This window comes from Paenibacillus sp. FSL W8-0439 (assembly GCF_038008995.1).
GTDB classification, from domain to species: Bacteria; Bacillota; Bacilli; order Paenibacillales; family Paenibacillaceae; genus Paenibacillus; species Paenibacillus polymyxa.
Window position 1 is genome coordinate 3,755,687 of sequence record NZ_JBBPAK010000001.1, and the last position, 13,260, is coordinate 3,768,946.

A 13,260-nucleotide genomic window follows, 5' to 3' on the forward strand; every position below is an offset into this window, starting at 1 on the left:
TTTACATCCGTATCATTCCAATTTAAGTTGATTTTATTGGGTTTGCGGCAGTTAAAAAGAAATTTGGAGGTCTCTTATGTTACATGTCGTTAGTTCTAAAGAACAGATTGTAAAAGAAGAATTTCCGTTAGACACTTCCTTTCTCTCCCTCTATCCCATAGCGGTCCGAGAAGCTCGTCCTTTTGTATTGGTGTTACCTGGCGGTGGCTACGAGCATTTGGCCTCACATGAAGGAGAGCCGATCGCCCGGTGGTTAAATGATCTAGGTATTCATGCGGGTGTGCTGGAGTATCAGGTCGGGGATTTCGAGATTACCTCCTTGCTGGAGGATGTAGAACATGCCCTGCAATGGATTCGCCAAACACCGCATGACTGGCTAGTGATCCCTGATCAAGTGGGTCTCATCGGTTTTTCAGCAGGCGGTCACCTGGCCTCCATTGTCTCCACGATCGGAGCGGAAAAACCAAATCTTCTAATGTTGGGATACCCTGTCATTTCATTTCATGATCCTTATACGCATCTTGGAAGCCGTACGCACTTTTTAGGGGAACAGCCGACCCTGGAGCAGCTTCAAGCCTTTTCATCCGATCGGCAAGTGACTGCACAGACACCTCCGACTTTTATGTGGACAACAGCCAATGATGGCGCTGTACCGGTAGAAAATAGCCTGTTGTTCGCTTTCTCATTATCCAGAGAGCGTATTCCGTTTGAACTGCATGTATTTGAGGAAGGACGACACGGCTTGGGACTATCCGAGGACAACCTTGAATGCAGACAATGGCTTGACCTGGCGGAAAAATGGCTACAAAAACATGGATATGCGCAGGCAAGACAACAGATGACAACTCGACTGTTTATCGCAGGGGACTCTACTGCAGCTCAAAAAGGAGCAACCGAAAAACCGATGACAGGCTGGGGCGAACATTTGCAAGCTCATTTGGACTCTACTGTTCATGTGGACAATCGTGCCGTCAATGGACGAAGCACCAAATCTTTTATAGCAGAAGGGCGATTAACTGATATTGAAAAAGATATTCAAGCTGGCGATTATCTGTTTATTCAATTTGGACACAATGATGAGAAAAAAGAAGACCCTGCACGCTACACCGATCCTGATGGAGAGTACCGTCTAAACTTAATTCAATACATTCAGTCCGCTCGGGAACGTGGCGGCATTCCAGTGCTGTTAACCTCTGTAAGCCGCCGTCGCTTTACTGCAAACGGTGAACCTGACCCGCTGGCTGTAGGGGCTTATCCCGCTGCCATGAGGCAAGTAGCCAAGGAAACCCAGACACCGCTGCTCGATATTTTCGAAGCATCACAGCAGCTTTATCGTTCCATGGGTGAAAAAGAGTCCGAACTTCTATTTATGCATTTGCCCGAAAAAGTACACCCTAATTACCCAGCTGGTGTAGCAGATAATACCCATTTTTCTGACGAAGGAGCAAGGCAAATTGCCCAGCTGGTAGCAGAAGCGATTCGTCAAAATACGGAGCTGTCTGCATTAAAACAACGCATGGTCGAAAGAAATCTAGATAGTAGCAAGAAGCTTGCACATCAACTTGTCAACTGATATCAAGTGCCATACATGCACATACGAAAAACGGATCTCGGACGAATCACTCCGACGTCCGTTTTTAATTTGTTATGCAAAGATGGCCCAGCTATAGAGAATAGCTCAAAAATACAGTATATTAAATGAGTTTCTTTAATTGTCATATTTTAATTATTTTGTATCTTATAAGACTATAGAATCGTTTCATTGTATTATTTTTACAATATTTATCGAATGAAGTGAAAGCAACCATTTTACACGGTATATTTTAGGAGTTCATATCATACATAAGGAGGATTTTTTTATGAATACTAAGAAAATATTATTATCAACAGCTATGTCTTTGGGACTCATTGGGGGTATTATTATCCCTAGCGCGTCCGCAGCAGTAGGCCCTTCTCCAGAAATTACACCTGTTGTACAAGTAAACGGAGTATACTATAGAACGGCTACGTTGCCACGTAATTATTCTTATGCGTTGTCAAATTACCCTGGAGATACTTATAAGTGGCGAGCGGAAATGTCACCGTCTCCTCTTCCGGCGTAGTAACCACCACTACTGCAACGAATGCAAGAGTTGAAATTTACGCCGGTAACGGTAAATTGAGAATGGTATATACCGTTAAGGTAAACTAACTATTTAGCTGACAAAGGCCTTGGCACACTTGGTCAATGATTAGCAAGAATATCATTGCATTTTCTGAAAAATCCCCTGCCATTATTGCAGGGGATTTCAATTTATTTAGAGTATTCACTTACTTCAAATGTGAGAATCTTATCAAAGATTACATAATCCTTTCGACTGCTGAATGGACCTTTGTTGTTATTGTGTTTATCGATTTTATAATATGATTGACCACGGCCGGCATCTTTTGCATCATACCACGCTATAAAGTTGTTAACTTCTTTCATACTTAAATCAAATTCCTTCTCAAAGCCATTGGTCATAGTTACTACAAGAATTGCTCGATCACCTGTCGGTTGAGCTGGCTCAGATGGTTCAGGATTAGGTTGAGATGGATTTTCGGTATCGGAATCTGTTTGCTTTTCTCCTTGTGGAGTAGCTGAAACCTCTTTAGAAAATTCACTTTCGCCATTATTACTTACTGCTGTAACTACGTAATAGTATGTTGTTCCATTGACCACAGATGTATCAGAATACGATGGAGTTTTGACGTTGGAAGCAATTGTATCATACGGTCCTGCAGAAGTAGTGCTTCGTTTTATAGTATATTCTGTTTTATCGGGGCTTGCTGTCCAGCTTAAATCTACCTTGGCGTCTCCTGCCTTTGCAGATAGATTTGAAGGAGCACTGATTTTAGGATTTACTAAATATCCAGTCTCGTTGATATCTAAAGCATCAAATTCGAACAGATTATAAACGTTTGAGTTGCTTGCACTTACTTCTACGGAATGTAATTTATTTTCTAAGTTCCTTTTTTCAAATAAAAGGGTAGTCACTTGTGCTTGACCATTTGCTGAGTAACTATAATTCACACCATCAATATTTACTTGAATAGATGTTTGTCTATCTCCGCCTCTATAACTAATTAATCTTAGATCCGTACCCCAAAATTGAAATTTAACAGTATGTAGAGATGAATTAAGTGTAAACTTTTCACTTCCTCCAGAATAGCTTCCCGCAGTTGGCGTTTGCCATCCATTTCCTTCAAAGATGAAACCAGGTGCAAGTTCTTCATATCGTTGCCACCCACTCTCTGGAGTAGGTAATGCCTGACCAACTGATGCTGCTGCATACGTTCTTAAATTTGAAAATACGATTAGTAAAAACAATGATGCGCCGAACAATATAAAAGTTTTCTTAATGAGATTCTTTTTCATAAATATTCCCCCAGTAATCTATCTCTTGTACAGACACTAAGGTAACATGTTCTTCAAAAATTATCTAAACATAAACTTACTGACTTATAAATATTATCTATATATTAGAATAAATATTTTTTATTGGATACTAATAACGATAAGACTCAGTAAAATAGGAAACAGTTTTAATAACCTACATAAGCTAGAACGAGGTTACATAAGGTCTAGGTCCCATTAAAGAAAGGTGTAAATTTTTAGAGTACTTATCTATTTAAAATGACAGAATCCGATAAAGAAAGCACCATGACCAAAAGGTAAGCAATTAAGTTTAAGCAACTACTCTCCATTCTCTTATAGCACAGAAAAAAAGACGACAAAAAAACCCTTGCTAAGCAAGGGTTTTTGAGGAAATGGGCCCTGAGGGACTCGAACCCCCGACCAATCGGTTATGAGCCGACCGCTCTAACCAACTGAGCTAAGGGCCCTCAAAAAAATATGTATATTCACGCTACATATTCGTAACAGCAACGTTAATTAATATACAACATTTTCTTGTGTTTCGTCAATAGTTTTTAGAAATTTTCTTTTTAAAAATTATTTTTGTAAACCTATGGAATAAATCGGACACCATAACGACCTTTGCGCGAGCGGTACACCTCCACTGCGCGGGGATCATTGTAGCCATACATCCAGCCATCATGCTCCAGCCTTTTTGCCAAACATCCTGCCTGAAATTTAGTCGTGTACAGTCTGCCATAGTAAACCCAATACATCCGAACTCCCTCTTTTCACATGTATAGTAGGAGTTAGTGTAACCGGATCGAATTCGATTTACACAGCTTGATTACTAACAATCTGCACTGGATGGCAATGAGTCTGTGGCGCACTACTTATTAGCTCCGTTGTCTCTCTAATACTCAGCCTTATTTGCCAAAAGAAGCCGGATCCTGACGCCAGGAACGCAGCAGTTCCATCTCTTCCTGCTGAATGGTTCCTTCACGCAAGGCAACCTCCATCAAGGCGGTGTAATTGGACAAGGTTTGCAGCTTCACACCTGCTTCTTCAAAAGCTTGAGTGGCTTTGTCCAGCTGGTAGCTGAAAATAGCCAATACAGCTAACGGCTGAGCTCCTGCTTGCTCTACGGCCTGTGCTGCTTTAATGGAGCTTCCCCCGGTAGAGATGAGGTCTTCGATAACCACAACCTTTTGTCCGGCGCTGATGCGGCCTTCGATTTGATTCTCTTTCCCGTGTCCTTTAGCTTTGTCTCTGACATAAGCCATTGGCAGATTTAGCTTTTGTGCCACCCAGGCGGCATGAGGAATTCCTGCTGTGGCTGTACCAGCAATGACCTCGGTTTCAGGGTATTGTTCACGGATGAGAGCCGCAAAAGAATCTGCGATTAGTTCACGCACCTCTGGGTAAGACATGGTCAGGCGATTGTCACAGTAGATAGGGGATTTAATACCGGATGTCCATGTGAAAGGCTGCTGTGGACGCAATGCCACTGCCTGAATGCGTAACAGATGGGATGCAATTTGCTCTGGGATATTGTTTAATGTAGTCATACTTGTATCATCTCCTCAATAATATGTTTCGCTGCGGCGCGTGGGTCTGGTGCCGCCGTGATCGGCCGTCCAACGACGATATAGCTGCTGCCCTGGGCAATGGCTTGTCCGGGTGTAAGCACACGCGACTGATCACCTGTAGCACTGCCTGCCGGGCGTATGCCAGGGGTTATGGTTTTAAAGTCCGCTCCGCATACCGCACGAATTGCAGGCACTTCTAATGGGGATGCGACCACACCGTCCAGCCCAGCCTCACGTGTCAATTGTGCATAACGAACGACAGCATCCTGCACCGTGCCCGGAATGCCCAACTCTGTATTCATGGTCGTCTGATCCGTGCTGGTCAGCTGTGTGACTGCAATAATGAGCGGCATGGTAAGTGAGCTGTCTGCGGAAATCGCTGCTTCGGCTCCGGATCTGGCGGCCGACATCATACTGCGGCCTCCAGCAGCGTGTACGTTAAACATATCCACCCCTAGACGGGTAATACTCTCTGCCCCTCCCCGTACCGTGTTAGGGATATCATGCATTTTCAAATCCAGAAATACGGAGTATCCTCTTGATTTTAATTGTTCTACAAAAGCTGGCCCTGCGCTATAAAACAGCTGCATACCCACTTTTATATAACAAGGAATTCCCTCCAGCTGCCGAATTAACTGCTCTGCTTGTTGTGCATCCGGGTAATCTAGCGCAACCATCAGCCGTCCTGCCATCTGCTGAAATGCTTCGTTCACCGTTCTACCGCCCCTTTTCACATCAATTCGGGTATATTTGCCCGTGATAAAGGACATCCGTCAGCAAATGCTGATGAATGTCCTTCCCATTACCACTTATTTTGCTTATCTATTCATAACGCGTTAGTTGCTCAGAACTGGCATCGATTCGGATGTGAAGTTAATCGTCTCCAGCATTTTTAACAGAGCGCGCACTGTATCCAGCGAGGTCATGCAGACAATGCCGTTTTCAACTGCTTCACGGCGGATGCGGAATCCATCACGCTCTGGCGTTTTGCCTTTGGTGAGCGTGTTGAAGACAAAGTTGGCTTCACCTGTACGGATCATATCCAGAATATTCGGATTGCCCTCACTTAGCTTGTTAACAGTGTTCACTGGAATGTGGGCCTGTTCCAAGGCTGCTGCCGTTCCACCTGTAGCAATAATTTTGTAGCCCAGTCTATAAAAGCCCTGCATCAGCTCGACCGCTTCTTCCTTATCCTTATCCGCCACTGTGATGATAATCGCCCCAGTAGATGGAATTTTCATACCTGCGCCTACGAGTCCTTTGTACAATGCTTTCGCATACTGGATATCGCGTCCCATAACTTCACCTGTAGATTTCATTTCAGGCCCCAGTGTCGGCTCTACACGACGCAGCTTGGCAAAGGAGAATACAGGAACCTTAACCGAGACATAATTACTTTCAGGCCATATCCCTTCTGTGTAGCCTGCATCTTTGAGCTTCCCGCCCAAAATGGCCTGTGTCGCCAGGTTAGCCATCGGAATATTCGTTACTTTGCTTAGGAAAGGAACCGTCCGTGAGGAACGAGGGTTAACCTCGATGACATACACCTCATCCTGATGAATGACGAACTGAATGTTTACCAGACCAATCGTTTTCAATTCCTTGGCGATGCTGATCGTAATGTCCACGACTTTTTGCTTCAGCTCGTCAGACAAGTGTTGTGGCGGATACACTGCGATCGAGTCACCCGAGTGAACCCCTGCCCGTTCCACATGTTCCATAATCCCAGGTACCAAGACCGTTTCACCGTCACAGATGGCGTCAACCTCAACTTCTTTGCCCAGCATATAACGGTCGATGAGCACAGGGTGTTCTGGATTGATTTTAACCGCTTCTTCCATGTACCGCAGCAATTCCGTATCTGAGTACACAATTTCCATAGCGCGTCCGCCCAGGACGTAGGATGGGCGTACCAGAACCGGATACCCCAATGCTTGGGCAGTTCCTACCGCTTCATCTACCGACGTGACCGTATTGCCTTTAGGCTGGGCGATAGCAAGGCGAGACAGCAGCTGTTCGAACTTTTTCCGGTCTTCTGCTTCATCGATACTTTCCAAACTCGTACCCAAAATATTCACGCCTGCCGCACTAAGTGGAGCTGCGAGGTTAATCGCCGTTTGACCGCCGAACTGGACGATGACACCAATCGGTTTTTCCTGCTCGATGACATTCATTACATCTTCGAAGAAAAGTGGCTCAAAGTAGAGACGGTCAGATGTGTTGAAGTCTGTAGAGACGGTCTCCGGATTGTTATTAATAATTACCGCTTCGTAACCTGCTTTTTGAATAGCCCACACCGCATGCACAGTGGAGTAGTCAAATTCAATCCCTTGCCCGATCCGAATCGGTCCTGAGCCGAGTACGATGACTTTCTCTTTGTTGGATGGAATCACTTCGTTTTCCACCTCATAAGAGGAGTAGTAGTACGGAGTTGTGGCTTCAAACTCGGCCGCACACGTATCTACCATTTTGTAGACAGGGCGCAGGTTTTGATTTAGACGGAATTCACGGACCGCGGGTTCGGTTGTCATACTCTTGCGTTGACCCATACTGCGAATCTCAGCAATGGAGCGGTCAGTAAATCCTTTTCGTTTGGCCTGATAGAGTGTTTCATAAGTCAACTCAGACTCTTCTGCGATAGTGGATTCAAATTTGACAATTCCCTCTACCTTGTCGAGGAACCACCAATCAATTTTAGTTATATCCTGAATATCTTGTTGCTTCCAGCCGCGACGGAATGCCTCGGCTACCAAGAACAAGCGTTCATCATCTGCTTTACTCAGACGATCCTTAAGCACCTCATCAGATAGTTGATCGGCACCCTTTAGATGCAAGCGATGTACACCAATTTCCAGAGAACGAACCGCTTTATGGATTGACTCTTCAAATGTACGTCCGATGGCCATGACTTCACCGGTTGCTTTCATTTGTGTGCCAAGTTTGCGGTTGGCAGAAATGAACTTGTCAAATGGCCAGCGTGGTATTTTACTCACGATGTAATCCAATGTCGGCTCAAAGCAAGCATACGTTTGTCCCGTTACCGGATTCACAATTTCATCCAGTGTGTAGCCTAGTGCAATTTTGGCCGCCATTTTGGCAATCGGATATCCGGTCGCCTTGGAAGCCAGTGCCGAGGAACGACTCACCCGTGGGTTGACCTCAATCACGTAGTATTGATAGCTGTGCGGATCCAGTGCAAACTGTACATTACAGCCGCCTTCGATATTGAGGGCGCGGATAATTTTGAGAGAAGCGGAGCGCAGCATCTGATACTCACGATCCGAGAGCGTCTGGCTCGGCGCTACGACGATACTGTCACCAGTGTGCACGCCGACCGGATCGAAGTTTTCCATATTGCAGACCACGATACAGTTGTCATTACCGTCGCGCATAACTTCATACTCAACTTCCTTCATACCTGCGATACTTTTTTCAACCAAGCATTGTCCGATTGGACTGTAACGCAAGCCAGAGCTTACGGTTTCACGCAATTCTTCTTCTGTGGCGCAGATCCCACCGCCTGTACCTCCCAGCGTATAAGCCGGGCGAACGATAATGGGATAACCGATTTCGTTAGCAAATTCCAGCGATTCTTCCAATGTCGTTACAATTACACTCTCCGGCACGGGCTGTTCCAACTCACGCATCAGGTCGCGGAACAAGTCCCGGTCTTCGGCTTTTTCAATTGAATTCAGTTGAGTTCCCAGCAGCTTAACGTTTTCGCGCTCCAACACCCCTGCGCGAGCCAGTTCCACTGCCATATTCAGACCTGTCTGTCCTCCCAGTGTAGGAAGTAGACCATCTGGACGCTCCTGACGGATAATCTGTGTTACAAAATCCAGTGTAATCGGCTCGATATATACTTTGTCTGCCATATTGGTGTCTGTCATGATGGTTGCCGGGTTACTGTTAATCAGTACTACCTCGACGCCTTCTTCTTTGAGCGCTTGACAAGCTTGTGTACCAGCGTAATCGAATTCTGCTGCCTGACCAATAACGATAGGACCGGAACCGATCACGAGTATTTTTTTAAGTTCTGTATTTTTCGGCATATTAGCGCTCTCCTCTCACTGCGGCGGCGATAGCAGCCTGACGCGGTTGCTTTGGTTGATTTCTTTTGTGTTCACGAATCATATCCAGAAAGCGGTCAAACAGGTAGCCATTGTCGTAAGGGCCAGGTGCAGCCTCTGGGTGATATTGCACCGAAAACGCAGGATATTTAGTATGTTTAAGACCCTCGATCGTTTTATCGTTGTTATTAATATGCGTCACTTCAAGCTCAGTTCCTTGGATCGAATCCTCATTCACTGTGTACCCGTGATTTTGTGATGTAATGAAGCAACGGCCGCTCTCCAGTTCTTTCACCGGATGGTTACCACCGCGATGTCCAAATTTCAGCTTTTCCGTATCTGCTCCCGAAGCTAAGGCAAACAACTGGTGTCCCAAGCAAATCCCGAAAATAGGGTATTCTCCTAGCAGTTCAGCCACCGTACGGACAGCATGTGGTACGTCTTTCGGATCTCCAGGACCGTTGGACAGCTGTATACCGTCTGGATCTAAGCGACGAATTTCTTCGGCCGTCGTATCATGCGGAACGACAACCACATCGCAGTCCCGTTTATTCAGTTCGCGCAGGATGCCGCTCTTGGCACCATAGTCAATCAATACAATCCGTTCTCCGTTGCCAGGGCTGCTGTACGGATGAGGTGTAGAAGTCAAAGGAACCTGATTGCGCAGTTCTTCTATGGTCATATCGGACATCATTTCTTTTAGTTCTTCCACCGGCTGGGAACCAGTCGTCAAAATGCCCTTCATTGTGCCGTGATGGCGAATAATCCGGGTGAGCATGCGGGTGTCGATGTCGCTAATGCCAATGATGCCATATTCCTTCAGCAAATCGCCCACGCTGTATTGAGCACGCCAGTTACTTGGCGCCGGCTCGTAATGTCGAACAGCAAAGCCATGAACATAAGGCCGTACCGATTCAAAATCATCACGAGTAATTCCATAATTACCAATCAGCGGGTAAGTCATGGTTACGATTTGTCCGCAATAAGAGGGATCCGTCAGCACCTCTTGATAGCCTGTAATCCCTGTGTTGAAAACGACCTCGCCTGTTTTTTCACCTTCTGCACCAAATGATGTGCCTGTAAACAGCGTGCCGTCCTGAAGTAACAATCTTGCCTGCATCCCGTCTCACTCCTCTATTTTGTTTCCTGCTATAAGGTTCTATTTTTTAAGTAGTTGTGTATTATTTTGCTTCGTCAGCAGACCATACCAGTTTGCCGTCTACCCAAGTTTTTACCGGCCAGCCTTTGAGCTTCCAGCCTGTAAAAGGAGTGTTGCGTCCTTTGCTGGCAAACGTTTGTGGATCAACTGCCTGCTCCTGCTCCAGATCAATCATGGTCAGGTCAGCGGGTGCTCCCTCTTCCAGACGTCCTGTATCAAGGCGGAAGACACGCGCTGGGTCAGTCGTCATACGGCGCACCAGAAAGTCCAGCGTCCATTTCCCGGTAGCTACGAATTTGGTGTACAGCAGTGGAAAGGCCGTTTCAAATCCGACGATTCCAAATGGCGCCAGCTCCAACCCTTTTGCCTTCTCTTCCTCACTGTGTGCTGCATGGTCAGTTACGATGATATCAATCGTTCCGTCCTCCAGCCCCTCGATGCATGCCTGTACATCACGCGGGGAACGTAGTGGAGGATTCATTTTCCAGTTGGCATCCAGCCCAGGAATGTCCTCATCGGACAGTACCAAGTGATGCGGGCATACCTCAGCAGTGACTTTGATGCCAAAAGATTTTGCATGGCGAATCAACCGCACCGATTGCTCTGTGCTGACATGGCATACATGATAATGTGCCCCGGTTGCCTCGGATAGCAGGATGTCACGCCCAACATGGATCGCCTCGGATTCATTGGGGATACCTTTAAGTCCGTGACGCTTGGCAAATTCACCGTCCGTCACCGCTGCTCCTACAACAAGTGTGTTATCTTCACAATGTGCAATGACTGGCATATCCAGCGCTTTGGCTCGTGACATGGCATCTTTCATCATTTGCGCACTCTGCACTCCGACTCCGTCATCAGTAAAGCCGATTGCACCTGCTGCTTTGAGCGCTTCAAAATCCGTCAGTTCTCGTCCCAGTTCGTTTTTCGTGATGGCTGCGTAAGGAAGTACCTTGGCCAGCCCAGCCTCTTGCCCCTTTTTCAGCACCAGCTGAACCGTGTCTACATTGTCAGTAACCGGACGTGTGTTCGGCATGCAGGCAATCGTGGTAAATCCACCTTTCACCGCAGCGCGGCTACCTGTTTCAATGGTTTCTTTATATTCAAAGCCAGGTTCTCTCAGATGCACATGCATGTCGATTAGACCGGGGATGACCAGTTTTCCCTGGGCGTCGATTTTTTCGACTTCGAGCTCTTCCCCAGATGCCCCTTCTTCCACAAGTAGGCTAACTCCGGCATCCGCATTGGCGATAGCTAAAATTTTTCCGTCGGCAATTAGGATGGATTTCAATTCAGCCTCGCCCTGCTCGTTCAATACGCTTGCATTCATAATTAATTGTTTCATCTGAAATATTCCTCCGCTCAGGTTTTTTGCAACTTTTTCCTACGATCCTGCTGACAGCTTCTACAGCTTCATTGCCCGTTCCATAACCGCCATGCGGATCGGAACCCCGTTGGCCATTTGCGGAAAAATTCGCGATTGCTCGCTTTCCACAACTGCACTGTCGATCTCCACGTTTCGATTCACTGGAGCCGGGTGCATGATAATTGTTCCGGACTTAAGGCTTGCTGCTCTTTCTTCTGTCAAACCGTACTGCTCTCGGTACTCATCCGCTGAGCGCAACATTCCTTCGGCATGCCGTTCCAGCTGGACCCGCAGCATCATGACTACGTCTCCCTGCAATGCTTCTTGCATCGGCACATAAGGCGCGTACGTTGCAAGATCAGATGCCTGCATATTGTCTGGTGCACAGAAGCTAACCTCGGCTCCGAATTTTTGCAAGGCCCACAGATTCGAGCGAGCTACACGGCTGTGCAAAATGTCTCCTATGATGGATACTCTCAAGCCTTTAAGCTCACCGAAAGTTTTGCGCATGGTGTAGAGGTCCAGCAAAGCCTGCGTTGGATGCTCATTGTTGCCGTCTCCCGCATTAACCAGCGGAACACTGACCTTCTCAGCAAGCTCTTGCAGCACTCCTGCTGGCTTTAAGCGAATGACTCCAGCATCAATGCCCATGGATTCAAGCGTACGCACAGTATCGTAAATGGACTCTCCTTTTTCCACACTGGAAGCCGCAGCGGAAAAGTTCAAAACCTGAGCGCCGAGCCGCTTCTCCGCCATTTCAAAAGAAAAGCGTGTGCGTGTACTATTTTCAAAAAACATGTTGGCCGCGAAGCGTGACTGTAGGACTGGAATCAGTTTTTGCGGCTGTGATTCCCAATACTGAGCACGATCCAGAATCGACTCAATTTCATTTCGGCTAAGTTCTTTTAATCCGAGCAGGCTACGTTCTCTAAGTTGACTGGCTGTTGTGATCATACCTATTCCCCCCGGTTCTGAATGATCGTCACTTCGTCCTTACCGTCCGTCTCCTGAAGTGCAACTACGATTTCCTCAGATTTGGAGGTCGGGATGTTCTTGCCGATGTAATCCGGACGAATCGGAAGCTCACGGTGTCCGCGATCTGCTAGCACAGCCAGCTGGATCATTTGCGGTCGTCCGCAGTCCATCAATGCATCCATCGCCGCGCGAATAGTACGGCCTGTGTACAGCACATCGTCAAAGAGAATGACTTTCTTATCATGAACCGATACGTCAGCGGGATTCATCAAAAGCTCTTTTCCATTTCCTTTAGCCTCGGCAACGCTGCTCCGGTCATCCCGGTAGGCTGTGACATCTAGCTCTCCCCATGGAATTGGTGCGCCTTCAATTTCAGCAATTTTTTCAGCCAAGCGCTGCGCCAGATGAACTCCGCGTGTTCGAATACCTACGAGTACGCAATCGTCAATACCCTTGTTTTTCTCCAAAATTTCATGTGCAATCCGCGTTAATGCCCGACGAATCGCAATTTCATCCATCAGTACATGTGTTTCAATACTCATGCTTCCAGCCTCCTCAGGTGATGTTCCCTTCAGACCTGGTCCCGTGTTCGGATACAAAAAAGACTCCTTGCCCAAGTTTGGCAAGGAGTCTCGTATGAACAGTCTTCCACTGTTCTCCGATCTGTCGGACACACTGAAGACATACCGCCGCAGCGGATGCACTGATCAGTGATCCATTCACGT

Annotated in this window: 11 protein-coding genes and 1 tRNA gene; 2 read left to right on the forward strand and 10 right to left on the reverse strand. The window is 46.7% G+C overall.

Translation table 11 applies throughout. From position 1 onward, the window contains the following. Positions 1 to 76 precede the first annotated feature (76 nt). Positions 77 to 1,573 carry a GDSL-type esterase/lipase family protein gene (locus MKX36_RS16040; RefSeq protein WP_340865013.1) on the forward strand — a complete coding sequence of 499 codons (1,497 nt, stop codon included), beginning with the start codon at positions 77 to 79 and terminating at the stop codon, positions 1,571 to 1,573. A 286-nt stretch (positions 1,574 to 1,859) separates the two neighbouring features. Then, positions 1,860 to 2,102, forward strand: coding sequence for a hypothetical protein (locus tag MKX36_RS16045; protein ID WP_290409481.1), 243 nt, complete (start codon positions 1,860 to 1,862; stop codon positions 2,100 to 2,102). 191 nt (positions 2,103 to 2,293) lie between these two features. Here the strand turns inward: MKX36_RS16045 and MKX36_RS16050 are convergent, their stop codons facing one another. The 10 genes from MKX36_RS16050 to pyrR form a co-directional block, all read right to left on the reverse strand. After that, positions 2,294 to 3,397: a fibronectin type III domain-containing protein gene (locus tag MKX36_RS16050; protein WP_290409480.1), complete on the reverse strand. Its 1,104-nt coding sequence runs from the start codon at positions 3,395 to 3,397 to the stop codon at positions 2,294 to 2,296. Between the two features lie 393 nt (positions 3,398 to 3,790). Beyond that, positions 3,791 to 3,864: transfer RNA gene (locus MKX36_RS16055), tRNA-Ile, on the reverse strand. Between the two features lie 123 nt (positions 3,865 to 3,987). Further along, complete coding sequence (locus MKX36_RS16060; RefSeq protein WP_010345444.1) at positions 3,988 to 4,152, reverse strand: hypothetical protein; 165 nt, start codon at positions 4,150 to 4,152, stop codon at positions 3,988 to 3,990. A gap of 150 nt (positions 4,153 to 4,302) precedes the next feature. Continuing rightward, entirely contained in the window at positions 4,303 to 4,944 is a 642-nt protein-coding gene (gene pyrE, locus MKX36_RS16065) for an orotate phosphoribosyltransferase (protein ID WP_025365335.1), read from the reverse strand. Further along, positions 4,941 to 5,735 (reverse strand): orotidine-5'-phosphate decarboxylase, encoded by a 795-nt coding sequence (gene pyrF, locus MKX36_RS16070; RefSeq protein WP_016821524.1) that lies wholly within the window; start codon positions 5,733 to 5,735, stop codon positions 4,941 to 4,943. Before pyrF ends, pyrE begins: the two co-directional genes overlap by 4 nt. Before the next feature lie 66 nt (positions 5,736 to 5,801). Beyond that, positions 5,802 to 9,017: a carbamoyl-phosphate synthase large subunit gene (carB, locus tag MKX36_RS16075; RefSeq protein WP_340865015.1), complete on the reverse strand. Its 3,216-nt coding sequence runs from the start codon at positions 9,015 to 9,017 to the stop codon at positions 5,802 to 5,804. 1 nt (position 9,018) lies between these two features. After that, positions 9,019 to 10,155, reverse strand: coding sequence for a glutamine-hydrolyzing carbamoyl-phosphate synthase small subunit (gene carA / locus MKX36_RS16080; RefSeq protein ID WP_016821526.1), 1,137 nt, complete (start codon positions 10,153 to 10,155; stop codon positions 9,019 to 9,021). Between the two features lie 61 nt (positions 10,156 to 10,216). Next, complete coding sequence (locus MKX36_RS16085) at positions 10,217 to 11,539, reverse strand: dihydroorotase (RefSeq protein WP_123797389.1); 1,323 nt, start codon at positions 11,537 to 11,539, stop codon at positions 10,217 to 10,219. Positions 11,540 to 11,599: 60 nt separating this feature from the next. After that, a complete protein-coding gene (locus MKX36_RS16090; RefSeq protein ID WP_025365338.1) occupies positions 11,600 to 12,514 on the reverse strand; it encodes an aspartate carbamoyltransferase catalytic subunit in 915 nt (304 codons plus the stop codon). A 2-nt stretch (positions 12,515 to 12,516) separates the two neighbouring features. Next, positions 12,517 to 13,077 (reverse strand): bifunctional pyr operon transcriptional regulator/uracil phosphoribosyltransferase PyrR, encoded by a 561-nt coding sequence (gene pyrR / locus MKX36_RS16095; protein WP_016821529.1) that lies wholly within the window; start codon positions 13,075 to 13,077, stop codon positions 12,517 to 12,519. Between the last annotated feature and the right edge of the window lie 183 nt (positions 13,078 to 13,260).